The sequence below is a fragment of the Actinomycetota bacterium genome (genome assembly GCA_014360655.1).
Lineage (GTDB): Bacteria > Actinomycetota > Geothermincolia > Geothermincolales > RBG-13-55-18 > JACIXC01.
In genome coordinates, this window is sequence record JACIXC010000015.1 from 1 (window position 1) to 24,278 (window position 24,278).

Here is a 24,278-nt window from a genome sequence, read left to right on the forward strand (position 1 = left end):
GCTCAACGAGATCCTTTGCAGATGGAATTACGTGTACAATTACGTGAGACCACACCAGAGCCTGGGTTATCTCACCCCCATGGAGTTCCTGAAGGCGTGGATGGAGGAGAGCAAGGATAGGGATGGAGTGTTCACCATGTAGTGAACCAGCACAGCGAGTTGCCCGCCCGGCGGCGATGGGATAATATTTCACTACGAAACGCAGGGAAACAGAAGGGACCCGGACGGAGGAGATCATGGGAATAATAGACGAGGCGGTGGCCAGGGGACAGAAAGCTCTCTCGGAATACCAGGCGAAACTCTTTCTGAAGGAGCACGATATCCCCGTTACCAGGGAAAAACTGGTCCTCGGCGAGGACGAGGCCGTCGCAGCGGCGGAGGAGCTGGGGTACCCGGTGGTGCTCAAGGCCTGCGGTCCGGATATAACCCACAAAACAGAGCGCAACCTGGTGCAGGTGGGCCTGGACGGGCCGGACGAGGTAAAGAGAGCCTATGCGGAGATCGTGGAGAACCTGGGCGGCGACCATTACGACGGGGTGCTGGTCCAGGAGATGATAAAGGGGGAGAGGGAGCTGGTGGTGGGCCTGGTCAGGGACCCCCAGTTCGGGCCCTGCGTCATGTTCGGCCTGGGCGGCATCTTCACCGAGGTCCTCAAGGACACCTCCTTCCGCGTGGCCCCCATCGAGAAGTACGACGCCCTCCAGATGATGGAGGAGATCAAGGCCAAGGCCATCCTGGGGCCCTTCCGGGGAAAGGAGCCCGCGGACCGCGATCTCCTGGCGCAGATCCTCATCGCCGTAGGGGACATCGGCATGCGCTACGACGCGGTGAGGGAGATCGATATGAACCCGGTTATCCTCGACGGTCCCCGCCCGGTGGTGGTGGATGCCCTGGTGGTGCTCGGCGACGGCTCCGAAGCGTCCCGGGCATGACCGGAGCCAACACCTCGGCATAGTGATCGGGCCTCATTTTATCCCTGGTATTTGCGTATCGTTCCTTCTTGCGGCGGCCGGGCCGCCGGGTAACGGTCTCGCTCGCAGGCTCGCTGCGACCGACCCGGTCGTTCCCGGCCTCAGCGGGTGCGTATCCGTCTTTCTTGCGGCGGCCGGGCCGCCGGGTAACGGTCTCGCTCGCAGGCTCGCTGCGACCGACCCGGTCGTTCCCGGCCTGGGTCGGTTGCGTATCCTTCCTTCTTCCGGCCCGGGGCCTCGGGGCAACGGCCTCTCCCGGCGCTGCGCATAGAGGGGGTCAGGCAACGTTAATGTCCGGGGATGCGGGGATGGTGAAACGGAAGACGGAGCCGCCGCCGTCCCGCGGCTCATACCAGATCTTTCCATGGTGACGCTCCACGATCTCGCGGGCGACGTAGAGCCCCATGCCCAGGCCGGGCTTGGAATGGAAAGGCGCCTTCTCCACCTGGTGAAAACGCTCGAAGACGCGTTCCCTGTCCTCTTCCGGGATGCCGGGGCCGCGGTCAAGGACGGAGATGAGGTAGTGGTCCTCTTTCCTTTCCACCTCGACCTCCACGGGCGAGCACGGTGTAGAGAACTTGCGGGCGTTTTCAAGCAGGATGACCATGACCTCCAGGAAACGCGTGGGGTCAAGAAGGCAGGTGCCCGTCTTCCCCCGCAGCCGCAGCTTGAGCCGGCCGCGCGTCTTTACCGTTTCGTCCAGCGCCCTTCGCACTAGGGACGGCAGCTCCGCCTCCTGCAGCTCCAGCCGGAATCGCCCGCGCTCTATGCTGGAGACGTCGAGCAATCCCTCCACCAGGCGGGTTAGGCGGTCCACTCCCTCGTCCACGGCGGCGAGCATCTCCCTTGCCTCGCCTTCCGGCAGCTCTTCCCAGCGCTCCCTCAGGCTGAGCGCGTAGCCCTTGACCAGGGTTACGGGATGGCGCAGCTCGTGGGAGGCGACGTCGATGAAGTCCTTCAGGCCCTGCTCGCGAGCCAGGCGCTCCTCCTCGATGGAAAGCGTGCGCGCCAGGACGGCCAGGATCCCGTGGTCGTCTTCTCCCCGGCGGTGCCGCTCTTTATGGTAATATATGGATAATACCCCGATGACACGGTCCTGCAGCAGAACGGGGTATCCCAGGAAGGAGAGGAAGCCGTGGCGCTCCGCCAGGGGGTCGTCCCGCCAGGATTCCCCGCTGCCCGAGCTCGTTGTTTCCAGGAGACCGGCGTGATCTCCGCTCAGGAGAGGCCATCCGAGGAAACGTGAGGGTTCCTCGCAGAGGAGGAACCCCCCCTCACCAGGAGTGGTGTTGAGGAGGGAGAGCCTTCCTTTATCCAGCCTCGCGTAGGCGGCAAGGTCGCACTCCATGATGTCTTGGCAGGCATATAGCACCGTCTCCATGTTGGCCAGGAAATCGGCGCCCAGCCCCAGGAACATGCGGTTGAGCTTCTGCACCCTTTCCTCCGCCGATCTGCGCGCGGTGACGTCCTCGATGGCCAGGAGTATCATGTCGGTGCGGTTACCCTCGCGGTAGACGCGCCGGGCATTGAGGAGCATGCTGCGCCGCCCTATGCGCGGGAAGTCGTGCTCCACCTCGTAGCCGTCGAAGTGGGAGTTGAGGGGAACGATCTCCTCCAGCAGCATCCTCAGCTCCGGGATGTCCCACTGCCGGTCCCCAAGCTCGTAGAGCAGCCTTCCCTCCGTCTCCTCCGCGTTTACCTGGAAGGTGCGGTAGAAGGAACGGTTGGCGGTGATCACCCGCAGCCCGGCGTCGAGCACCAGCAGCGGCTCGCGTATCGTCTCCACGATGGCCTCCGCGTACTCCCGCGCCGCCTGGATCTCGGCCACCGCCCGCTTGCGCTCCTCAAGGTGCACGAGGTGGTGGCGGAGGACGGACTGCGGGACCATGTTCCCCAGGAATTCCCCCGGGGGGACGTAATAGACGTTGTCGAAGAGCTCGCCACCCACCACCACGAGGGGGTGGGTGTGGAGGAGGTCCACCAGGAAGGAGGGGTCGAAGGCGGTCGCGTCGTACTGGCACATGATGACGCAGCGGCACGCCTCGGGAAGGCGGTTTATCTCCGCCTCGCATTGCACCATTTTCTTCCAGTCGTGAGGGTTGTCCAGGGCCCAGGACATCTTCCCGGCGATGCGCAGGGAGGGCCATCCCCCGGCGGCGGCCGCCCGCGCCTGCCGGGACAAGAAGCGAAGGGTGGCCCGCGGGTCGAAGTAGCCGTCCGGGAGATACGCTTCCGCGGGTGAGAAAAAGGATAGGCTGCCGGCGGTCAGGTGCTCAGCGACGTTCACGCCCATGCGGGAAAGCCCGCGGGCGGCCTCCGTGCGATCATCCTCTCCGGCCACGCATAAGACCTTCTCTCCGCGCAGCAGCCCTTCGCGGAGAAAGGTGCGCAGCACCTCGCGCCCCTCCTCCTCGTCGCCGTAGAGGTGGCAGAGGTGTGCCCCGGGAGCCAGGTCCTTCAGTTCGGGGATGAGATCTTTCCTTTCCATGTGAGGCTAAATCTCGCGATATCAACCTCGCTTGCCAGGGGGAGGGATGTTGACGAAAACAGGGGCCGACGGCAACCCTCCGCGGCTCTTTCCATCACGCGGGTCGATGAGAGGAACCAGCTCAAACATAGCACTTCGCGGCAAGGGTCACAATGACGCAAGGCAGCGGTTGAGAGATCGAATGGAATCGCTCCTCGTGTTCACCCGCGCAAGCGGGCGGGCATCCCGGGGCGGCGAAGGGCGGCGGCGTACGGCGGCGGGTGTTGCGGATGCGGCCTCACTCTTTCTCGCACGCGGACCTGCCCGCGCATCCCTCAGCCTCATGCCCGTGGGCGCGTTGCGTCTCCGCGGTGGGGGCATGCCCGGAGGACGTGCGACGAGCAGGCCGTGCGTCCCGCCCGATCTCCCGGAAGCGCTTGCCCGGGAAATCATCCCCACCCGGAAAGCGGGTTATTTTTACCGGCCGATGATGTAGCGGTTGGGGTCGACCTCCTCGCGCAGGATGCGCAGCTCCTCCGCGGTGGGCTCCGGCGTCTCCACCACCTCGGGGGCCTTGAGGAGCTCGAACCCCGTTTTCTCCTGCACGTCCTCGAAGGTGAACCCCTTGTGGATGGACTCCACGCGCATGCGCTTGCTCTCGGGGTCGTATCCCATGACCGCCATGTCGGTGATCACCTTGTAGGGACCGGTGCCGGCCGGTAATCCCGCCCGCTCGCGGGCGCCCGGGCCATCCAGGTACCCCGGGGTGGTGATGAAGTCCACCCGCTCCACGAAGCGGCGGGCGTCCTGGGGGGTGATGACCATGATCCTCCAGGCCAGCGAGCCGAAGTCGTTGGCGCCGCCGGAGCCGGGGAACCTGACCCTGGGCTTCTCCCAGTCCCCGATGACCGTGGAGTTGAGGTTGCCGTACATGTCGATCTGGGCCCCGCCCAGGAAGCAGTAATCAACCATGCCGCGCTGGATGGTCTCCATGACCTCGCACATGCCGCTGGCCATGACCGCCTTGTGGAAGGTGCGCGAGTCGCCCACGGAGATGGGCATGGTGGGAAGCAACGGCGCCACCCCCCCGGCCTCGAAGATGATCACCAGGTTGGGGGCGTGCGCCTTCTGGGCCAGCATGGAAGCCGCGCAGGGCGCGCCCGTGCCCACGGCCACCGCCTTGCCGTCCTCCAGGTTACGGGCGGCCGCGCAGATCATCATCTCCAGGGTGTTGTAGTCGGCCATCATGCTCACCCCTTCCCGCCGAGGTCGATGAGGTTTTCGACGGCCCGGAGCTGGTTGATGCGCTCAATGCCGCCGCACAGCTCCAGGTACTGGTTGAAGTCGCGGGTCCTGTATATGTACTTGTCGAGGAATTTCCGGAACTCGTCGGGGTCTTTCTCTACGGTGAGCCACATGCGCAGGTGGTCCTCGTCCGAGAAGTACTCGTAGGGCATGTTGCCGGGGTAGCTGCCGAAGGGGACCTCGCATACCGCGTCCACCAGGTAGTAGGGAATGACGGTGGACGTGGGGTCGGAACGGATATCCTCGTTCGGTATCAGGCGTTCGGTGGTGATGATAAGCCGCTTGGAAGCCCTTGCCAGCTCCAGGTCGGCGATGGAGATGCCCTTGATACGGCAGTTCCCGTAGACGTCCGCCTCGTGGACGTGGATGGCGGAGACATCCGGCCACAGGGCTGGGAAGAGGACGTACCGTTCACCGGTGAAGGGGCATCTGACGACCTTGGCGGCGCTGCGCCGGAAGGTGTCCGTTCCCATGACGTTGCGCGCGGGAAGGAAGGAGACCCCCATGGCCGCCGCCTTTAGCCTGCAGGCCATGGCGTAGTTGGTCCACTCGCAGCACTGCACCTTGCCGCTCTCCATGTAGCGCCGCGCGTTGGGGGACAGCCCCCTCGCCTCCAGGCCGATGATGTAGGCGATGTCGCAACGGTCGAACACCTCGCCTGCTGCCAGTATCTGGAAGTCATGCGTGGAGGTGTGCCCGGCGAAGATGAGGCCCTTCTTTCGTTGCCGCACGATCTCGTGGCATACCGCGGTGGGAATGCGGTTGGCCCCGAAGCCGCCGATGGCCAGGTAATCTCCGTCGTGGACGAACTTTCCCACCGCTTCGCTGACGGTCATCACCTTGCTCACCATGGCCCGGTTCTTGCTGCGGAAGAATTCGCGGGCCTTGTCGGCGTCGGGGTCCATGAAGAGGGGTCCTTCGCCCTCGGCGATGACTTCGAACATCTCTTTTCCCTCCCTCTCGTTCCTGCAGATCACTACCGCGGCAGGTCGATATGTAGGATAGCATTAACCCGGAGATGTGGCAATCTGTTAAGTGGCACTTGACATTATTGTTGCGCTTGCGGTCGGGGCCAGGACGGGATCCGGGCAGGGGGGTCGAGGCTCATCCTGCGCCTGGCGGGTGCGCATGGGTCCTTCTTCCGACGGCCGGGCCGCCGGGTAACGGTCTCGCTCGCAGGCTCGCTGCGACCGACCCGGTCGTTCCCGGCCTTGGTGGTTACGTATATGTACTTCTTCCGGCCCGGGGCCTCAGGGTAACGGTCTCGCTCGGCGCCGCGTTCCTTTCCCGTAGATCCGAGGCCTTGGGAAAGGCGTCCTCGCTGCGACCGACCCTGTAGTTCCCCGGGCTGGTTGGGTGGGAATAGGGAGGCCGCTTGCGATGTCGCTCGCCCGACCCCCGGACCCGGCCTTGGTGGGTGGTTCAGCAAAGGCTCGCTGCGACCGACCCTGTAGTTCCCCGGGCTGGTTGGGTGGGAATCCGGAGGCCGCTTGCGATGTCGCTCGCCCGACCCCCGGACCCGGCCTGACGGGTTCGTGCGTGGATGAAACACGGAATTGCTTATATTATGCGGCATGCGTTGGTCGCGTTCCATATCCCGGCGAGTCTTGACATGGAAGTCTCTTTGCTTCACATTTTTTCTACGGCGATATTAATGACGAAGCATATCCGAAGCAAGGCAGCTTCTAAGCACCTCACGCAACATACCTCACGCACCGTCTCCGGAATACGGTCAATATTGATTTAGCGATCAAGGGAGGAGAGGGATGAGCGAGATCGTCTGGAAACCCTACGGAGATTACCTGGAGAAGGCCAACATCACACGGTTCATGCGCAAGCACGGCATCCCCGACTACCATGAGCTGGTGCGCAGGTCCTGCGACGAGCTGGAGTGGTTCTGGGACGCCATCATGGAGGATCTGGACATCCGCTGGTACCAGCCTTACGAGAAGGTGCTCGACACCTCGCGGGGTATCCAGTGGGCGAAATGGTACCTGGGGGGGAGGACCAACATCGTCCTCAACTGCCTGGACAAGCACCTGGACACGCCGGTGAAGAGCAAGCTGGCCTTCATCTGGGAGGGAGATGACGGGGCCATCAGGCGTTACACCTACGGCGACGTGCACCGCGAGGTGTGCCGCATGGCCTGCGCCCTGCGCAACCTCAAGGTGGGGAAGGGGGACACGGTGGGCATCTACATGCCCATGTCCCCCCAGATCGTCTTCTCCCTACTGGCCTGCCTGAAGATCGGGGCCATAGCCATCCCCATCTTCTCCGGTTTCGGGCCCAAGCCGGTTGCCGCCCGCCTGCGGGACGCCGAGGCCAAGGTGCTCATCACCGCCGACGCTTCCCTGCGGAGGGGGAAGGTCTTCCCCATCAAGGAGAACGCGGACGAGGCGGTGGAACAGGTGCCTTCCGTGAGACACATGGTGGTTTACCGCAGGGCGGGGATCGACGTCCCCTGGCATGCCACGCGGGACATATGGATGGACCAGCTGACGTGGTGTCTTCCTGAGGACTGCCCGACGGAGGAGATGGATTCGGAGGACTACGCCATGATCATCTACACCTCGGGGACCACGGGACGCCCCAAGGGCTCGGTGCATACCCACGCCGGCTGCCTGGCCCAGATGTGCAAGGAGCTGGGCTATTATTTCGACGTCAAGCAGGACGACGTTTTCTTCTGGCTCACCGACATCGGCTGGATGATGGGACCCTGGATGATCATCGGGGTGATGAACTTCGGAGGCACCTTCGTCATTTTCGAGGGGGTGCCCGACTACCCGGAGCCGGATCGCCTGTGGGACCTGGTGGAGAGGCATGCCGTGACCACATTCGGGATCTCTCCCACCGCCATCCGCATGCTCATGCGCTTCGGCGAGGGGTGGGTGGAGAAGCATGACCTCTCCAGCCTGCGCATACTGGGCTCCACGGGTGAACCCTGGGATCCGGAATCCTGGATGTGGTATTTCGAGAAGGTGGGAAAGGGAAGGCTCCCCATCATCAACATCTCCGGCGGCACCGAGATCGTGGGCTGTTTCCTCTCCCCCCTCCCCATCACCGACCTCAAGCCCATCACCCTGCGGGGGCCGGGGTTGGGCATGTGCATCGACGTCTTCGACGACGACGGAAAGCCGGTGCGGGGCGAGAAGGGTCACCTGGTAGCCCTGAAGCCCGCCCCCTCCATGACCCGGGGGTTCTGGAAGGACCCCGAGCGTTACCTGGAGACCTACTGGTCCCGCTGGCAGGACGTCTGGTACCACGGGGACTGGGCCTCGGTGGACGAGGACGGCTTCTGGTTCCTCCACGGACGCTCGGACGACACCATAAAGGTTTCCGGGCGCCGTACGGGGCCGGCGGAGATCGAGGCTGCCCTCATCGAGCACGAGGCGGTTTCCGAGGCCGCGGTCATAGGCGTTCCCCACGAGATCAAGGGCGAGGCGGTGGTGTGTTTCGTGTTGCTGCAACCGGGATTCCAGCCCTCTCAAGAACTGGCGGAGAGCATCAAGGATAAGGTGGCGGAATACCTGGGAAAGGTTGGGCGTCCCGACGAGGTGCACTTCGTGGGCTCCCTGCCCAAGACCCGTTCCGCCAAGATCGTGCGCCGCCTCATCAAGGCCAAGTACCTTGGGGAGGAGCTTGGAGACCTCTCCTCGGTGGATAATCCGCAGGCCCTGGAAGAGATTCCCACGCGCTCGTGAAGGGCACGGGGGCCAAGGCCTGTCTTGTGCCCGATGGGGGTGGATGGGGATTGCTTGAGGCGGCCGGGCCGCCGGGTAACGGTCTCGCTCGGCGCCGCGTTCCTTTCTCGTAAATCCGAGGCCTTGGGAAAGGCGTCCTCGCTGCGACCGACCCTGTAGTTCCCCGGGCTGGTTGAGTGGGAATCCGGAGGCCGCTTGCGATGTCCCTCGCCCGACCCCCGGACCCGGCCTTGGTGGGTGGTTCAGTAAAGGCTCGCTGCGACCGACCCGGTCGTTCCCGGCCTCGGTGGTTACATATCAGTTCTTCTTCCGGCCCGGGGCCTCAGGGTAACGGTCTCGCTCGGCGCCGCGTTCCTTTCCCGTAGATCCGAGGCCTTGGGAAAGGCGTCCTCGCTGCGACCGACCCTGTAGTTCCCCGGGCTGGTTGGGTGGGAATCCGGAGGCCGCTTGCGATGTCCCTCGCCCGACCCCCGGACCCGGCCTTGGTGGGTGGTTCAGTAAAGGCTCGCTGCGACCGATACGGTCGTTCCCGGCCTCGGTGGTTACATATCAGTTCTTCTTCCAGCCCGGGGCCTCAGGGTAACGGTCTCGCTCGGCGCCGCGTTCCTTTCTCGTAAATCCGAGGCCTTGGGAAAGGCGTCCTCGCTGCGACCGACCCTGTAGTTCCCGGCCTTGGTGGGTGGGAATCGGGAGGCCGCTTGCGATGTCCCTCGCCCGACCCCCGGACCCGGCTTGGGTGGGTGGTTCAGCAAAGGCTCGCTGCGACCGACCCGGTCGTTCCCGGCCTCGGTGGTTACATATCAGTTCTTCTTCCGGCCCGGGGCCTCAGGGTAACGGTCTCGCTCGCAGGCTCGCTGCGACCGACCCTGTAGTTCCCCGGGCTGGTTGAGTGGGAATCCGGAGGCCGCTTGCGATGTCCCTCGCCCGACCCCCGGACCCGGCCTTTGTGGGTGGTTCAGTAAAGGCTCGCTGCGACCGACCCGGTCGTTCCCCGGGTAAGCTGGGCAACAATTCAGGCAGAATGGAAAGAGGCGGAAAAAGGATATGAGGTAGCTGAGTGATGGTGGTTGGTGTTTATGAACGGAAACGGTGAGAGAAAAAATATCGTAAGATATAACGAGATAACGAGGTAGGCGAGCTGACGGGGAAGAGAGGCTGAAGAGCAGGGAAAGCAAGGGGGAAAGGGGAGATGGAGGAATACGAAGCGGTGGTGGTGGGTGCGGGGGTTGGAGGACTTGCGGCGGCGTCCCTGCTGGCCAAGGAAGGCTTGAAGACCCTGCTGGTGGAGGCGGAGGACCGCGTGGGCGGCCGTGCCCTCTCCCTGCGGGGGGAGGAGCTGCGCGAGAAGGGGCCCGGTTGGTACCGCAGGCTTCTCGCCGGCCAGTACTGCTGGCTCGCCCATGCCGTTCCGTCGCTGGAAGAAATGGCCGCGAGCGGCACCCTGGAAGGTTTCACGCTGGACCTCGGTTACCACGGGGTGAGCCTGGCGGGGGAGGGGTACTTCGCGTTGTTGCGCGATCTCATCGGGGGATACGGCGAGCACCCCGTGCTCATCAAGCCCTTTCTCACCGGGTCCTGGCTGGACGGGGAGTTCTACCGCGAGCCTCCCCTCAGCCGCAGCACTGAGGTGGACGAGAAGTTGCAGGCGGAGCTTGACCGCCTGGGCGCGCACTACCTGGAATTCTTTGGCGATTTCCTCTCCATGACCCCGCAGGAATTCGAGGAACTGGACCGGGTTTCCCTCAACGGGCACCTGGAAAAGATCGGCTTTCACCGCAGCAAGGCGCTCTACGACTACTTTCGCTGCGTCGGAACCCTTATCACCACCATCAACAACCCGCACGAGATATCCATCGGGGACATCCTGCGCTATGCCGCCCGGGTAATCGCCCCCGCCATCCTCAGGGGCGGGGACGTGTACGTGGGGGGGTTCGTCGAGGGGGGAGTCATGAACTGGCCAGAGGCGGTGGCGGCGAGGTTCCGCGATTTCGGCGGCGAGCTGCGCCTCTCCACCAGGGTGATATCGGTGGAGCTGGAGGGAAGGCGCGTGCGGGGCGTGGTGATGCGGGACGGGGGAGGCGAGGAGCGCGTTTCCTGCCGGCGCCTCGTCTTCAACCCGCCGGTGCAGGAGCTCGTCCGTTACCTCGACGAAAGGGCCCTTCCCGATGCGTTCGTGCGCAGGATCACGTCCCTTTACGGTTACGGAAGCGTCAATCCGTATATCGGGCTCCGTGAGCTGCCCGTTCCGGAGGAGCACGCGAGACGCCTCATGAAGACGCCCTGCGTGGTGCCGCGTTCCCAGGGCTTCGACTGGGATGTGTACATGGCGTGGAACATCCAGTCGTATATCGATCCCGCATGCGCGCCGGCCGGCAGACACCTCTTCGCCGCGTACCTGCCGCTGACCGAGGCCGAAGCTAAGAACAGGGAGACGGTCATGAAGGTGGTGCGGGCGGTTCCAGACTTCCTCGAGGAGGTGTACCCGGGCTTCAAGGACTGCGTGGAATGGGAGCTCTACACGGTGTGCACCCGCCTGGAGGGGGTTGCGAAGAGCGTCACGCAGGCGGGCAGCCTCAAGCCGGACGTCGTCGTTCCTGGCGTGGAGGGGCTCTATCTCGCCGGGGACACGGCGCGGGGCTACGGCGTGGCCATGGACTGTGCCTGTTCCAGCGGCATCCTATGCGCCTCGGCCATAACCGGGCGGGACTACGGCATGGATACAACGGCATAGAGGCCATGGCATCGGAAATTTCCGACCTTGCGGAAGCCAGTGCCATGCCAATCACCGTGGCATGGGGTCGCGTGCATGTCGCCTGCCGGTCCCGGGGTCCCTTGCGGCCTCAATGCTGTTCCTGCCGATGAAGAACGAGAAGCGGCGAGGTTTTCCCGGAATCCTAAACCGCATGTTCCGCCCGGGAGGACGACACGAGAGAAAGGCGCCCCGCGGGGGGCGCCCTGCAGTCCGTGCGGCGAAACGCCTAGATCTCGGGGCCGCCCTTGAGGCCCAGTATCTGCCTGGTCTCGTCGGGGGTGGCCGGCTCGCGGTCGGCCAGCTCCACGATCTTAACAGCTTTTTCCACCTGCTCCCAGGAGCCCTGGGCCAGCACGCCCTTGCGCACGGTGATGTTGTCCTCGAGGCCCACGCGGATATGCCCGCCCTCCACGGCCGCGATGAAGGCGCCGCGGAACTGGGCGGGACCCACGCCGCAGGTGCTCCAGGTGGCATCCTCGGGGATGAGATCCATGAAGCGCTTGAAGTTGGCCAGATCCAGCCAGCACCCGCCCAGCACGCCCCACACGAACTGGTAGTGGAGCGGCTCCACGAAGATGCCCTGGTGGCGTACGAAGAGGGTGTTGTAGAGGCCGCCGAGGTCGTAGACCTCGAGCTCCGGCTTGGTGCCGCATTCCCTCATGGTCTTCGCGAAGTCCACCAGCATCTGGAAGGTGTTGGTAAACACCGTCTCCCCCAGGACGATGTGCTGCTTCCAGTCGCCCAGGGCGAAGTTCATGGAGTTGGTGTTCAGGGAGGCCATCTCCGGCTTGAGCTGCTTGACCACGTTTATGCGCTCCTCCGGGGTGGCGCCTATGCCGATGGCCGAGGAAAGATTGATGACGATGGGGCATTTCTCGGTGATGCCCTTGACGATCTCCCGCAGGATGTCGATGCTTGAGGTCGGGAGCCCGGTTTCCGGGTCGCGGGCGTGGATGTGGACGATCGCGGCCCCGGCGTTGTAGCACTTGTAGGCCTCCTCCACGAATTCCTCCACCGTGTAGGGTACGGCCGGGTTCTGGGATTTCATGGTCGCAGCCCCGGCCAACGCCGCGGTGATGATACACTTATCCGCGAGTGACATGGCAACACCTCCTGTTTGGACCCGAAGAAAGCCGAACGACCGAAACTCTTCCCTTTGCCGGAAAGGGAACCCTGCAATCCATCCCGACAAGCGTCAATTCCAACAATAATACACACCGGAGGGGAAAATCAATCAAGGGTGTGTTGATTGTTAACTTTATACTCGCTACTCTGCGGCCCCGCGCTCTTCCGGCCGCCCGCGGTGGCCGGGTTTTTCCACTCCCGGGACGGCGGTGGAGGCTCAGGCGCAGTACCCGGCCGTGCCTGGAAAAGATTTGCCCGTTGATGTAAGAATAGAGGTTACGGGAAAGGGATCTAGGTTACGGGAAAGGGGTCTTGCCGCCTGGGCCGCACCGGGCTCGGCGTTCCCGGCGGCATTCCGGGTGGAAACGGGAAGGCAAGGAGGAGAAATGCAACAGCTGAATCCGGGCCAGGTGAAAAAATATCTCAAGCAACTGCGGGAAAGGAAGGACCAGTACCTCTATTACCTGGGGGAGCTGGCTTTCCAGGCGGGAGAGCAGGGCGCCCTCGGCGAGGGTCCCATGCTCGATGCGTACCGCACCCTCAAGGACATCATGGTGCAGATAAACCAGTGGGAGGAATACATGGAGAGGATGCGGGCCGCCAAGGAGGCCGCGCAGCAGCCGAGATGCCCCCGTTGCGGTGCGGGCGTGGTGCGGGGGGCGGCCTTCTGCCCCTCGTGCGGCACTCCCTTGGGCGCGGCGGCCCCGGCGGCCCCCGGCATGCCGCCGCAGGTTGCCGTGCCGCCACAGGTATTGCCCCAGGCAGGACCGCTGCCACCCGGTGCGGCACCCGGGCCGTACGGGGCGCCTGCGCCGGCGGCCCCGGGCATCCAGCCGCCTTCACCACAGCCATCGCCGCAACCTCCGCCTCCTCCTCCTGCGCCCGCCGGAGCGGTGGTCCCGGGAGGGAAGGCCTGCGCCGTGTGCGGTGCCGCCCTCGACGAGGACGCCCTGTTCTGCGGCAACTGCGGCAGCAGGGTGAAGGCGGGAGCGGCTGCTCCGGAAGAAGGGGCGGCCGCCGGCGGGGAAGGGACGGGGCCGGAAGCGGTAGAGCCTGGAACGGAAGAAAGGCCCTCCGGGGAAGCCGTTGCCGCCGGTGGAACGGAGGCGGTTGTCCCGGCGGGGGCCGTGCCCTTGACCTGCCCGGGCTGCAACACGGCGGTGGAGGATGCCGAGGCGCTCTTCTGCCCCAATTGCGGAGCGAGGTTGCGGTGATGATCCAGGTCTACACCGGGGACGGCAAGGGAAAGACCACGGCGGCGCTCGGCCAGGCCCTGCGGGCGCTCGGCCACGGCATGAAGGTCTACATGATACAGTTCATGAAGGGACGGACCTACGGAGAGTTGCTCGCCTGCGAGCGCTGCCTCCCCGACCTTACCATCGTCATGTCCGGCCGCGACGAGTTCGTGAAGAAAGGCGCGCCCGAGGAGATCGACGTGCGCATGGCGAGGGAAGGTCTCGAGCTGGCCAAGAGGGTGGTGAGCGAGGGGAAACACCAGATGCTCATCCTGGACGAGATAAACGTGGCCGTAGATTACGGGTTGCTGCCCCTCGAGGAGGTGCTTGCGTTCCTGCGCTCATGCCCCCGCGACATGGAAGTGGTGTGCACCGGGCGTTACGCGCCGCGCGAGCTGCTGGAGATGGCCGACCTGGTGAGCGAGGTGCGGGAGGTGAAGCACCACTACCGGCAGGGCGTGCAGATGAGAAAGGGGATCGAGTACTGACGGCAGGCACCGACGCCCCGCGCCCCGTTTCCTTATATTTCCATGCCGTTTCGTGTTCTATATTAGGGCGCGGAGGGCCGCTCCCGCGCGGAGCACGGTTGTTGCGCGGCGGGACCGGGGGATGCACGGGATCCCCGCGGGGGTACTGCGCGCGGGCGGGCGCAGGCGGATGTGAGGGTCGGGCGTGAAACGAGGCGGGGAAGAGTCGACAAGGAGCGAGAATGGACAAGAAGGAGTGGCGGGAGAAGGAGTACCTGCCCTCGCCCCTGAGGAAGGCGAGGTTCACAACCATCTCCGGTGAGGAGCTGGAGCCGCTGTACACCCCCGAGGACGTGGCCGGGCTCGATTACGGGCGTGACCTGGGTTACCCCGGACGTTATCCCTTTACCCGTGGCATCCACCCCACCATGTACCGGGGCCGCCTGTGGACCATGCGCCAGTTCTCGGGATTCGGCACGGCGGAGGACACCAACCGCCGATACAAGTTCCTGCTGGAAAGGGGACAGACGGGGCTATCGGTGGCCTTCGACATGCCCACCATCATGGGCCGCGATTCCGACGATCCCCTCTCCGAGGGGGAGGTGGGTCGCTGCGGGGTGGCCATCGATTCCCTCCAGGATATGGAAGTCCTCTTCGACGGCATCCCCCTGCGCGACATCACCACCTCCATGACCATCAACGGGCCTGCGGCGGTGCTCCTGGCCTTCTACCTCTGCGTGGGCGAAAAACAGGGGGCTTCCATCCGTGAGCTGGGGGGCACCATACAGAACGACATCCTAAAGGAATACATCGCTCAGAAGTCCTGGATCTTCCCGCCGCGCCCCTCCATGCGCATCATCACCGACATACTCGCGTTCTGTTCCCGCGAGGTGCCGCGCTGGAACACCATCAGCATAAGCGGCTACCACATACGAGAGGCGGGCTCCACCGCGGTGCAGGAGCTGGCCTTCACCCTGGCCGACGGCTTCGCCTACGTGGAGGCGGGCATCGCGGCGGGGCTGGACGTGGACGAGTTCGCGCCGCGCCTCTCCTTCTTCTTCAACTCGCACATGGACTTCTTCGAGGAGATCGCCAAGTTCCGCGCCGCGCGCCGCATCTGGGCCCGCCATATGCGGGAGAGATACGGGGCCAGGGACCCTCGCTCCTGGATGCTGCGCTTCCACACCCAGACCGCGGGATGCTCGCTCACGGCCCAGCAGCCGGAGAACAACATCGTGCGCACCGCCCTCGAGGCGCTATCCGCCGTGCTGGGCGGGACGCAGAGCCTGCACACCAATTCCATGGACGAGACGCTGGCTCTGCCCACGGAAAAGGCGGTGGAGATCGCCCTGCGCACGCAGCAGATCATCGCGCACGAATCGGGGGTGACCGAGGTCATAGACCCGCTCGCGGGCTCCTACTTCGTGGAGGCGCTCACGAACCGCATGGAGGAGGAAGCGGAAGAGTATTTCCGGCGCATCGAGGAGCAGGGCGGGGTGCTGGTCGCCATCGAGAACGGTTTCTTCCAGCGGGAGATAGCTGACGCCGCCTACCGCTACCAGCTGGAGGTCGAGCGTGGGGAGAGGGTGGTGGTGGGGGTGAACCGCTACCAGCATGAGAACGAGTCCCTGGATATAGAGATCCTTAAGATAGACCCCGCGGTGGAACGCAGGCAGCGGGAGCGCCTGGCCGAGCTGCGCGCCTCGCGCTCGGCGGCGGAGGTGGAGAAGGCCCTGGAAGAGTTGAGGGAAGGGGCGCGGGGCGACGCCAACCTCATGCCCCTCATCATAGCCTGCGCCCGCGCCTACTGCACGGAAGGGGAGATCATCGGCGCCCTGCGCGAGGTCTTCGGGGAGTACCGCGAGACCGCGCTTTATTGAGATAGGGATCATCCCGGGAGGTTACTTTGGAGAGGGGAAAGCGGATACTCATCGCCAAGCCAGGGCTGGACGGCCATGACCGGGGGGCCAAGGTGGTGGCGCGCGGCCTGGCCGACGCCGGTTACGAGGTCATCTACACCGGGTTGCACCAGACGCCGGAGCAGATCGCCGAGGCAGCCATCCAGGAGGACGTGGACGCCGTGGGACTCTCCGTGCTGTCCGGCGCGCACATGACCCTCTTCCCCCGCGTCATGCGGCTCCTGCGGGAGATGGGCGGAGAGAACATCATGGTCTTCGGGGGCGGCATCATCCCGGAGGAGGACGCGGAGGAGTTGAAACGGCAGGGGGTAGCCGAGATATTCACTCCCGGTACCGCCCTGGGCGAGATAGTCTCCTTTCTCGAGAAAAACCTGTGAGAAGGGACGCCGTCCCTTTGCCGCATGCCGGTGAGCGCCAATTCTCACTTGCACGGCCGGTCCTGGCCTCGCGCCGCCGTACCGCCCTGCCGCCCGGATCACGGGGCGGTTTAGGGGCACCGCCGGAGGATGGCGGAACGCTACCCGAAGCAGGTTGAAAACGCCGAAAACTATCTAATATAATAGGATGGCCCTTGCCGGAAGCCCTGTAATCCCACGGGCGGAAACCGGCATTGCAGATATAGTAAGGAAAGCGATACAGGACGAAAAAGGAAACGGAGCGGGGTAAATCATGTGCGCTGAAGAAACCGATTTCATCGCCAAGTACGACCTCCTCGGATGCATACAGTGCGGTCGCTGCACGGGAGGTTGTCCCGTCGCCCTCCGGACGCCCCTGCGGGTGAGGTGCTTCATGTACGACACCCAGAACGAGGAGCGCCTGGAGGAGCTCTCCGAAAAGCCGGAGATATGGGACTGCACCACCTGCTACACCTGCGCCGCCCGCTGCCCCAAGGGCCTGGAGCCCCTCGAGGTGCTCATCGGCCTGCGCAGCCTGCAGATCGAGGAGGGCAGGGTCCAGCCCACGGTGCGCGACGCCCTGGAGTCCATCTTCAAGGACGGGAACCCCTGGGGCTCGCCGCGGGCAAAGCGCATGGACTGGGCCAAGGACCTCGAGGTCAAGATCCTGGAGCCCGAGGCGGAGGAGACCACCGACGTCCTCCTCTTCATCTGCTGCACCGACGCCTACGACCCGCGGGTGATGAAGGTCGCCCAGGCCCTGGTGAAGGTGCTGGATGCCGCAGGAGTCGACTTCGGGCTCATCGGCGAGGACGAGAGCTGCTGCGGCAGCGAGGTGCGGCGCCTCGGAGAGGAAGGCCTCTTCGAGATGTGCGACGAGGAGAACGTGGAGCTCCTCAACTCCTTCAACGTCAACCGCATCGTGGCCATCAGCCCCCACTGCTACAACACCCTGAAGAAGGAGTATCACGGCCTCAAGCACCCGGTCCTCCATTACACGGAGTTGGTGGCCCAGCTCCTCGAGGACGGGAAGCTCCAGCTCAAAGGGGAGCTATCCAAGGTGGTCACCTACCACGACCCCTGTTTCCTGGGCAAGCAGAACGACATCTACGACGAGCCGCGCTACATCATCACCCGCATCCCGGGCGTCGATTTCCGCGAGTTCGACCGCTGCCGGGAGCGCAGCCTGTGCTGCGAGGGGGGCGGCGGCAAGATGTGGGTGGAGAGCGAGTCCAAGGAAGAACGGCTGGCCGAGATAAGGGTCGCGGACGCCAAGGAGATGGGAGCGGAGGTCATCGCCGTCGCCTGCCCATTCTGCCTCCTCACCCTGGAGGACGCCACCAAGGTGAAGGGCGTGGAGGAGGAGATGCGGGTGGCGGACATCCTCGAGCTCCTGGCCGAGGCGTTGTAGATAGATGTCCGTTTCCCCTGGCCTGCAGGAAGTAGATCAAAGAGGGAAGAGGTGAAGAGCGTATGAACATGGTGGTATGCGTGAAGAGGGTCCCGGACACCGCGGAGTCCGAGGTCCACATCGATGCCTCCGGAAAGGATATCGAAAAGAGCCGGCTTTCCTTCGGCATCAACGAGTGCGACAACTACGCCGTGGAGGAGGCCATACAGATCAAGGAGAAGCTCGGGGGCACGGTGACCGTCATCAGCCTGGGCGGCAAGGAGAGCGACGAGCAGATCCGCATGGCCCTGGCCAAGGGCGGTGACGAGGCCATGCGCCTGGAGGACGACGCCTTCGCGGGCGGCGACGGTTTCGCCGTGGCCAAGGCGCTGGCGGCGGCCATCAAGGGCCTGGAGTACGACATCGTCTTCACGGGCGCGCTGGCCGACGATGACGGGTATGCCGTGGTGCCCGCGGCCCTGGGCGAGCTCCTCGGGGTGCCCCACGCCACCTACGTCAAGAAGGTGGAGATACTCGAGGACGGCAAGAAGGCCAAGGTGGGCCGCGAGCTCGAGGGTGGTCTGCTGGAGGTCCTGGAGATAGAGCTCCCCTGCGTGCTCGGCATCCAGACCGGCATCAACGAGCCCCGCTACGCTTCCTTCAAGGGCATCAAGCAGGCGGCCAAGAAGGAGATCGCCATAAAGAGCGCCGCCGACCTGGGGCTGGATGCCTCGGAGGTGGGCGAGGCCGGTTCCTGGGCGGTGCTGGAGAAGTTCACGCCGCCGGTGGTCGGCGAGATGGCCGAGATACTGCAGGGCGATCCGGACGAGACCGCGGCGAAGCTCGCCGCGATCCTGAAGGAGAAGGGGCTGGTATAGATGAAAGACATCTTCGTTCTCATCGAGCATCGTCGCGGCGAGATGCGGGACGTGTCCATAGAGATGCTCTGCGGCGCCGCGAACCTGGGCGGCACGGTGGTCGCCGTGCTCCTGGGCAAGGACGTGGACGCCTTCGCCGAGAAGGTGGCCGGCTACGCCGACAAGGTCCTCTACGTTAACGACGCCATGTTCGAGAACTACAACGCCGAGGCCTACCAGAAGGCCCTCTCCGCCCTCATCAAGGAGCACGGGCCGGGACTGGTGCTCATCGGCAACACCGGGCAGGGCATCGACCTCGCGCCGGCCCTGGCGGTGGAGCTGGGCGCTCCCCTGGTGACCGACGTCACCGCGCTGGAGATGGACGGCGACAAGCCGAAGCCCACCCGCCAGTTCTACGGCGGCAAGCTGGACGCCCACATGTCCATGAAGGACGCGGATCTTTATATCCTGACCGTGCGCGAGGCCACCTTCCAGGCCGGGGACGCCACGAAGTCGGGAGAGATCGTCAAGGTGGACAACCCGGTCAAGGAGGAGATCACCTACCGCAGGTTCCTCGAGTACGTTGAGCCCGAGGTGGGCGAGGTGGACATCACCCAGTCCACCCTCCTGGTGGGCGTGGGCCGCGGCATCCGCGAGGACAAGAACCTGCCCATAGTGGAGGAGCTGGCGCAGGTGCTGGGCGCCGATCTCGCCGCCTCCCGTGCCGTGGTGGACGCCGGCTGGCTGCCGGCGGACCGCCAGGTGGGCATCTCGGGCAAGACGGTGAAGCCCAAGCTCTACCTGGCCGTGGGCATCTCCGGGGCTTTCCAGCACGTCACGGGGATGAAGGGCTCGGAGGTCATCGTGGCCATCAACAAGGACCCCGACGCCCCCATCTTCGGCATCGCCGATTACGGCATCGTGGACGACCTCTTCAAGGTGGTCCCCAAGCTCACGGAAAAGCTCAAGGAGATGAAGGGCGCTTAAGGGTTGTCATTGAGCCCCGGATCCTCCGGTGCCCATAATGAGATCAGAGGACCGGTTGTCGTAGATAATGCCGAAGGCACGAGGAGGATGTAAGACAGATGAACGGTAAACCGAAGATCGGAGTCTACGTCTGCCACTGCGGGACCAACATCGCCGGCGTCGTGGACGTGGAGGAGGTGGTGCGCTTCGCCTCCACCCTCCCGGACGTGGCCGTCGCCCGCAACTACTCCTACATGTGTTCCGACCCGGGGCAGGCGTTGATCACCGACGACATCGAGAAGCTGGGGTTGAACCGCGTGGTGGTGGCCTCGTGCTCGCCGCGCATGCACGAGCCCACCTTCCGCAAGACGCTCCTCTCCGCGGACCTCAACCCCTACTTCCTGGAGATGGCCAACATCCGGGAACAGTGCTCCTGGGTGCACGAGGACCACATCGCCGCCACCGAGAAGGCCAAGCGCATCGTGGAGGCGGCGGTGGTCAAGGCCCGCCGGCTGGAGGCGCTGGACGTGAAAGAGGTGGACGTGGAGCCCTCGTGCCTCGTCATAGGGGCGGGGATAGCAGGCATCCAGGCCGCCCTGGACATCGCCGATGCCGGTTTCAAGGTCTACCTGGTGGAGAAATCACCCTCCGTGGGCGGCCACATGGCCCAGCTGGACAAGACCTTCCCCACCCTGGACTGCTCGGCCTGCATCCTCACCCCCAAGATGGTGGACGTGGCCAACCACCCCAACATCGAGCTCATGACCTATTCCCAGGTGGAGGAGATCTCCGGCTACATCGGCAACTTCGACATCAAGGTGCGCAAGAAGTCCCGCTTCGTGGACATGGACAAGTGCACGGGATGCGGCGACTGCGCCGAGGCCTGCCGCATGGCGGGCCGCTTCCCCAACGAGTTCGACGAGGGCATCGGCATGCGGGGGGCTATCTACCTCCCCTTCCCCCAGGCGGTTCCCGCCAAGTACACCATCGACAAGGAGAACTGCCTCTTCCTCACCAAGGGGAAGTGCGGGGAGTCCCCCAAGTGCCAGGAGGCCTGTAAGGCGGGTGCCATCAACTTCGAGCTCGAGGACGAGATAGTGGAGTTCAAGGTGGGCACCATCATCGTGGCCACGGGCTACGACGTCTTCGACGCCCGTAAGAAGCCGGAGTACGCGTACGGGGTCTACGACAACGTGCTCACCGCCCTCGAGTTCGAGCGCCTGGTGAACGCCTCCGGGCCCACCGGCGGCAAGATCGTCATGCTCGAGCGGGGCAAGAAGAAAAAGAAGAAGGAGGGCGAGGAAGCGGAAGCGCCGCGCTCCCCGGAGAGCGTCACCTTCATCCAGTGCGTGGGCTCGCGCGACAAGAGCGTGGGCAACGAGTACTGCTCCCGCGTCTGCTGCATGTACACCGCGAAGCTCGCCCATCTGGTGAAGGACAAGCTCCCCGACTGCGAGGTGACCATCTTCTACATGGACGTGCGCGCCTTCGGCAAGGGCTTCGAGGAGTTCTACGACCGCGTGCGCCGCGAGGGCGTGCGCTACATCCGCGGCAACCCCTCGGAGATCTACAAGAAGGGCGACAAGCTGGTGGTGCGGGCGGAAGACACGCTGACCGCCACGCCCCTGGAGCACGAGACGGACATGGTGGTCCTCTCCGTGGGCCTGGTGCCGCGCTCCGACAACCGGGAGATCATCGACCTGCTCAAGCTCTCGCAGTCATCGGACCTCTTCTACCTGGAGGCCCACCCCAAGCTGCGCCCGGTGGACACAGCCTCCGACGGCATCTACCTGGCGGGCGTCTGCCAGGGGCCCAAGGACATCCCCGACGCCGTGGCCCAGGCCAAGGGCGCGGCCTCGGCGGCCATGATCCCCATGGCCTCGGGCAAGGTGAAGGTGGAGGCCCAGACCTCGGTGGTGAACGAGGAGACCTGCCGCGGTTGCGGGTTCTGCGTGCAGGTCTGCCCCTACACCGCCATCGAGCTGGTGGAGATAAACCGCATGGGCTGGCCGGTGAAGGTGGCGCGGGTGAACGAGGCCCTGTGCAAGGGCTGTGGCGCCTGCGCGGCCGCCTGCCTCTCGGGCTCCATACAGCAGCGTTCGTTCAAGGACCTACAGATACTCCCGCAGATCCAGGCCCTGGGGGTGAAGTGAGCCATGGCGGAGAAAACCGATTTCGAGCCCAACATAGTAGCCTTCCTCTGCAACTGGTGTTCCTACGCCGGGGCGGACCTGGCCGGGACCTCCCGCATACAGTACCCGCCCAACGTGCGCGTCATCCGGGTGATGTGCTCCGGCCGCGTCAACCCGCTTTTCGTGATGAACGCCCTGCAGCAGGGGGCGGACGGGGTACTCGTCTCCGGATGCCACCCCGGCGACTGCCACTACATGCAGGGCAACTACTACGCCCGGCGCCGCTTCAACCTCATGCGCAACTTCCTGGAGTACCTGGGAATAGAGCCCGAGCGGGTGCGCATGAGCTGGGTGTCGGCTTCCGAGGGCGCCAAGTGGAAGGAAGTCATCGAGGAGGTGGTCAACGGCGTCAAGGCCGTGGGGCCCATGGATAAGTTCCAACGGAGGCAGTTAAATTGGTAGATGTAACCAGACTCAGAGAGATAGCCAGGGAGGTCATCTCCCGGGAGGACGTGAGGCAGCTCATAGGCTATCGCCAGGGTACCTACGGCTTCCGTGCCCGCCCCGCCTTCGTCACCTCCCCCGAGGAGGTCGACCAGCTGATCTTCACGCCCGCCTGCGTGAATAACCTGGCCACCTACATCACGCTGGAGGAAAAGCTCCCGGTGCCGCGCGGGCAGGAGCCGGACCTACGCAAGGTGGCGGTGATGGTCAAGGGTTGCGACTCGCGCGCCCTGGTGCAGCAGATGGAGGAGAAGGCCTACGAGCGGGAGCGCATCCTGGTGCTGGGCATTCCCTGCAGCGGCGTGGTGGACATGGACAAGGTGGAGAAGAGGTTCCCAGGCGTCCTGGCGAAGGGAGAGATCGCCCTGGAAGGGGACAGCTTCATCCTCACCCACGACGGAAAGAAGGAAGAGGTCGCGAAGGAGGAGCTCCTGGCGGACAAGTGCACGCGCTGCCGTTACCCCACCCCCCTGGTCTATGACCAGCTCCTGGACGAGGAGGTGGCCCGCTTCGCGGACGACGATTACTCCGACATAGCGGAGCTGGAGAAGCGTTCCGCGGAGGAGAAGTGGGCTTACTGGGAGGAGAAGTTCTCCCGCTGCATCCGTTGCTACTCCTGCCGTAACGTCTGTCCCATGTGCTACTGCGAGGACTGCGTGCTGGACCGGCTCAACCCCCAGTGGATGCGCCGCAGCGTGGACGTGAGCGAGAACACCGCCTACCACATCGCGCGCGCCTACCACCTGGCCGGACGCTGCATACAGTGCGGCGAATGCCAGCGGGTATGCCCGGTGGAGATCCCCCTCATGGAGCTCAACCGCAAGTTCTACAAGGACGTGGAGGAGCTCTACGACTACGAGCCGGGAACGAACGCGGAGGCGCCGCCGCTCCTGGCCACCTTCAAGGTCGACGACCGCGAGGACTTCATACTGTAAAGGGTGAGTGCCATGGCAGTGAAGAAACTGAGCAAGGACAAGGTAAAGGAAGCCCTCCAGGAGCTCACCAAGTTCCGCCTCATCGCCCCGGCCAGGTCGGACGAGGTGGTGATCTTCAAGCAGATCAGCGACCCGGAAGAGGCTTACCTCGAGTACGGCAACTCCACCGTCCCCCCCAAGAAGGCCGTCTTCCCGCAGACGGAGACCCTCTTCCGCTTCCTGCGGGGCAGCCCGGAACTCAAGGAGAAGGACGTGGAGGAGGAGGGGACCACGGTCATCTTCGGCCTCCGTCCCTGTGACGCCCGGGCCATGGCCATCGTGGACCGGCTCTTCAGCTGGGACTTCGACGACCCCTATTACCTCAAGCGCAGGGAGCTCACCACCCTGGTGGGCATGGCCTGCGTGGAGCCCCCATCGGTGAACTGTTTCTGCACCTCGCTGGGGGGCAGCCCCTTCGGGAAAGAAGGCCTGGACGTCCTCCTCACCGACATGGGAGACCATTACCTGGTGCAGCCCTTGACGGAGAAGGGCGAAAACCTCCTGGGGACCCTTTCCGCCCACCTGGAGGACGCTCCCGCCGGCGACGAGAAGAAGGTGGAGGAGATGGCGGCGGCGGCGGAGGGCAAGATCGCCCGTTCCATCAACACCGAGGGCATCCCGGAGAAGCTGCCCACCCTGTGGGAGCACGAGCTGTGGAAGAAGGTCTCCGCCGCGTGCCTCGGCTGCGGCATCTGCACCTTCCTCTGCCCCACCTGCCACTGCTTCGACATCCAGGACGAGGTGGAGGAGACGGGGGAGGGCCGCCGCGCGCGCATGTGGGACTCCTGCATGTTCAGCGAGTACACCCTCCATGCCTCCGGGCACAATCCCCGCCCGACACGGCGTGAGAGGACGAGAAACCGCATCAGCCACAAGTACTCCTACTACCCGAAGCGGTTCGAGGTCATCGCCTGCGTGGGCTGCGGGCGCTGCATCAACCTTTGCCCGGTGAACATCGACATCCTCGAGATCCTGGAACAGGTGGTGGATGCCTCATGAAGAACCCGTACATACCCTACGAGGTAAAGATACTGGAGGCCTGGTACGAGACGCCGGGCGACCGCTGCATCAAGACCTTCAAGGTCACCTTCGCCGACGAGAAGGTGTGGGATAACTGG

At 64.5% G+C, this 24,278-nt stretch carries 19 protein-coding genes; 15 read left to right on the forward strand and 4 right to left on the reverse strand.

Annotated elements, in window-relative coordinates; all coding sequences use genetic code 11:
- Together H5T73_10195 and H5T73_10200 are read left to right on the forward strand one after the other, a co-directional pair.
- Positions 1 to 142, forward strand: a 142-nt coding sequence (locus tag H5T73_10195) for a transposase (GenBank protein MBC7248131.1), incomplete at its 5' end; no start/stop codon positions are given.
- A gap of 94 nt (positions 143 to 236) precedes the next feature.
- Positions 237 to 932 carry an acetate--CoA ligase family protein gene (locus H5T73_10200; GenBank protein MBC7248132.1) on the forward strand — a complete coding sequence of 232 codons (696 nt, stop codon included), beginning with the start codon at positions 237 to 239 and terminating at the stop codon, positions 930 to 932.
- Positions 933 to 1,248: 316 nt separating this feature from the next.
- Here the strand turns inward: H5T73_10200 and H5T73_10205 are convergent, their stop codons facing one another.
- From H5T73_10205 to H5T73_10215, 3 genes are all read right to left on the reverse strand, one after another.
- Positions 1,249 to 3,459, reverse strand: a complete 2,211-nt coding sequence (locus H5T73_10205; protein MBC7248133.1) for an MEDS domain-containing protein — start codon at positions 3,457 to 3,459, stop codon at positions 1,249 to 1,251.
- A gap of 456 nt (positions 3,460 to 3,915) precedes the next feature.
- Positions 3,916 to 4,683, reverse strand: a complete 768-nt coding sequence (locus H5T73_10210; protein ID MBC7248134.1) for a 3-oxoacid CoA-transferase — start codon at positions 4,681 to 4,683, stop codon at positions 3,916 to 3,918.
- A gap of 5 nt (positions 4,684 to 4,688) precedes the next feature.
- On the reverse strand, positions 4,689 to 5,687 hold the full coding sequence (locus tag H5T73_10215) for a CoA transferase subunit A (GenBank protein ID MBC7248135.1): 999 nt from the start codon (positions 5,685 to 5,687) through the stop codon (positions 4,689 to 4,691).
- 822 nt (positions 5,688 to 6,509) lie between these two features.
- Here H5T73_10215 and H5T73_10220 point away from each other — a divergent pair.
- Positions 6,510 to 8,444, forward strand: a complete 1,935-nt coding sequence (locus tag H5T73_10220) for an acetate--CoA ligase (protein ID MBC7248136.1) — start codon at positions 6,510 to 6,512, stop codon at positions 8,442 to 8,444.
- Between the two features lie 1,189 nt (positions 8,445 to 9,633).
- Positions 9,634 to 11,175: an FAD-dependent oxidoreductase gene (locus H5T73_10225; GenBank protein ID MBC7248137.1), complete on the forward strand. Its 1,542-nt coding sequence runs from the start codon at positions 9,634 to 9,636 to the stop codon at positions 11,173 to 11,175.
- Positions 11,176 to 11,422: 247 nt separating this feature from the next.
- Here the strand turns inward: H5T73_10225 and H5T73_10230 are convergent, their stop codons facing one another.
- Positions 11,423 to 12,298 carry a 3-keto-5-aminohexanoate cleavage protein gene (locus H5T73_10230; GenBank protein MBC7248138.1) on the reverse strand — a complete coding sequence of 292 codons (876 nt, stop codon included), beginning with the start codon at positions 12,296 to 12,298 and terminating at the stop codon, positions 11,423 to 11,425.
- A gap of 409 nt (positions 12,299 to 12,707) precedes the next feature.
- On the opposite strand from H5T73_10230, the gene H5T73_10235 reads away from it, so the two are divergent.
- The 11 genes from H5T73_10235 (at position 12,708) to H5T73_10285 (ending at position 24,159) form a co-directional block, all read left to right on the forward strand.
- Positions 12,708 to 13,535, forward strand: a complete 828-nt coding sequence (locus tag H5T73_10235; GenBank protein ID MBC7248139.1) for a zinc ribbon domain-containing protein — start codon at positions 12,708 to 12,710, stop codon at positions 13,533 to 13,535.
- Positions 13,535 to 14,044 (forward strand): cob(I)yrinic acid a,c-diamide adenosyltransferase, encoded by a 510-nt coding sequence (cobO, locus tag H5T73_10240; protein MBC7248140.1) that lies wholly within the window; start codon positions 13,535 to 13,537, stop codon positions 14,042 to 14,044. Before H5T73_10235 ends, cobO begins: the two co-directional genes overlap by 1 nt.
- A gap of 221 nt (positions 14,045 to 14,265) precedes the next feature.
- Positions 14,266 to 15,903, forward strand: a complete 1,638-nt coding sequence (locus tag H5T73_10245; GenBank protein MBC7248141.1) for a methylmalonyl-CoA mutase family protein — start codon at positions 14,266 to 14,268, stop codon at positions 15,901 to 15,903.
- Positions 15,904 to 15,929: 26 nt separating this feature from the next.
- Positions 15,930 to 16,319, forward strand: a complete 390-nt coding sequence (locus tag H5T73_10250) for a cobalamin B12-binding domain-containing protein (protein ID MBC7248142.1) — start codon at positions 15,930 to 15,932, stop codon at positions 16,317 to 16,319.
- Positions 16,320 to 16,611: 292 nt separating this feature from the next.
- Positions 16,612 to 17,748, forward strand: coding sequence for a (Fe-S)-binding protein (locus H5T73_10255; protein MBC7248143.1), 1,137 nt, complete (start codon positions 16,612 to 16,614; stop codon positions 17,746 to 17,748).
- A gap of 62 nt (positions 17,749 to 17,810) precedes the next feature.
- A complete protein-coding gene (locus tag H5T73_10260) occupies positions 17,811 to 18,605 on the forward strand; it encodes an electron transfer flavoprotein subunit beta/FixA family protein (GenBank protein MBC7248144.1) in 795 nt (264 codons plus the stop codon).
- Positions 18,606 to 19,571, forward strand: a complete 966-nt coding sequence (locus H5T73_10265) for an electron transfer flavoprotein subunit alpha/FixB family protein (GenBank protein MBC7248145.1) — start codon at positions 18,606 to 18,608, stop codon at positions 19,569 to 19,571. It abuts the gene before it with no gap.
- 98 nt (positions 19,572 to 19,669) lie between these two features.
- Positions 19,670 to 21,703: a CoB--CoM heterodisulfide reductase iron-sulfur subunit A family protein gene (locus H5T73_10270; GenBank protein ID MBC7248146.1), complete on the forward strand. Its 2,034-nt coding sequence runs from the start codon at positions 19,670 to 19,672 to the stop codon at positions 21,701 to 21,703.
- Between the two features lie 3 nt (positions 21,704 to 21,706).
- Positions 21,707 to 22,144, forward strand: coding sequence for a hydrogenase iron-sulfur subunit (locus H5T73_10275; GenBank protein MBC7248147.1), 438 nt, complete (start codon positions 21,707 to 21,709; stop codon positions 22,142 to 22,144).
- On the forward strand, positions 22,138 to 23,121 hold the full coding sequence (locus H5T73_10280; GenBank protein MBC7248148.1) for a 4Fe-4S dicluster domain-containing protein: 984 nt from the start codon (positions 22,138 to 22,140) through the stop codon (positions 23,119 to 23,121). Before H5T73_10275 ends, H5T73_10280 begins: the two co-directional genes overlap by 7 nt.
- Positions 23,122 to 23,133: 12 nt before the next feature.
- Positions 23,134 to 24,159: a 4Fe-4S dicluster domain-containing protein gene (locus tag H5T73_10285; GenBank protein ID MBC7248149.1), complete on the forward strand. Its 1,026-nt coding sequence runs from the start codon at positions 23,134 to 23,136 to the stop codon at positions 24,157 to 24,159.
- The last annotated feature ends 119 nt before the right edge of the window (positions 24,160 to 24,278 follow it).

What these genes read in the sequence shown, in the direction of transcription:
- H5T73_10200 (MBC7248132.1), top strand. Translation starts at nt 237, where the DNA reads ATGGGAATAATAGACGAGGCGGTGGCCAGGGGACAGAAAGCTCTCTCG.
- H5T73_10205 (MBC7248133.1), bottom strand. Translation starts at nt 3,459, where the DNA reads ATGGAAAGGAAAGATCTCATCCCCGAACTGAAGGACCTGGCTCCCGGG.
- H5T73_10210 (MBC7248134.1), bottom strand. Translation starts at nt 4,683, where the DNA reads ATGGCCGACTACAACACCCTGGAGATGATGATCTGCGCGGCCGCCCGT.
- H5T73_10215 (MBC7248135.1), bottom strand. Translation starts at nt 5,687, where the DNA reads ATGTTCGAAGTCATCGCCGAGGGCGAAGGACCCCTCTTCATGGACCCC.
- H5T73_10220 (MBC7248136.1), top strand. Translation starts at nt 6,510, where the DNA reads ATGAGCGAGATCGTCTGGAAACCCTACGGAGATTACCTGGAGAAGGCC.
- H5T73_10225 (MBC7248137.1), top strand. Translation starts at nt 9,634, where the DNA reads ATGGAGGAATACGAAGCGGTGGTGGTGGGTGCGGGGGTTGGAGGACTT.
- H5T73_10230 (MBC7248138.1), bottom strand. Translation starts at nt 12,298, where the DNA reads ATGTCACTCGCGGATAAGTGTATCATCACCGCGGCGTTGGCCGGGGCT.
- H5T73_10235 (MBC7248139.1), top strand. Translation starts at nt 12,708, where the DNA reads ATGCAACAGCTGAATCCGGGCCAGGTGAAAAAATATCTCAAGCAACTG.
- cobO (MBC7248140.1), top strand. Translation starts at nt 13,535, where the DNA reads ATGATCCAGGTCTACACCGGGGACGGCAAGGGAAAGACCACGGCGGCG.
- H5T73_10245 (MBC7248141.1), top strand. Translation starts at nt 14,266, where the DNA reads ATGGACAAGAAGGAGTGGCGGGAGAAGGAGTACCTGCCCTCGCCCCTG.
- H5T73_10255 (MBC7248143.1), top strand. Translation starts at nt 16,612, where the DNA reads ATGTGCGCTGAAGAAACCGATTTCATCGCCAAGTACGACCTCCTCGGA.
- H5T73_10260 (MBC7248144.1), top strand. Translation starts at nt 17,811, where the DNA reads ATGAACATGGTGGTATGCGTGAAGAGGGTCCCGGACACCGCGGAGTCC.
- H5T73_10265 (MBC7248145.1), top strand. Translation starts at nt 18,606, where the DNA reads ATGAAAGACATCTTCGTTCTCATCGAGCATCGTCGCGGCGAGATGCGG.
- H5T73_10270 (MBC7248146.1), top strand. Translation starts at nt 19,670, where the DNA reads ATGAACGGTAAACCGAAGATCGGAGTCTACGTCTGCCACTGCGGGACC.
- H5T73_10275 (MBC7248147.1), top strand. Translation starts at nt 21,707, where the DNA reads ATGGCGGAGAAAACCGATTTCGAGCCCAACATAGTAGCCTTCCTCTGC.
- H5T73_10285 (MBC7248149.1), top strand. Translation starts at nt 23,134, where the DNA reads ATGGCAGTGAAGAAACTGAGCAAGGACAAGGTAAAGGAAGCCCTCCAG.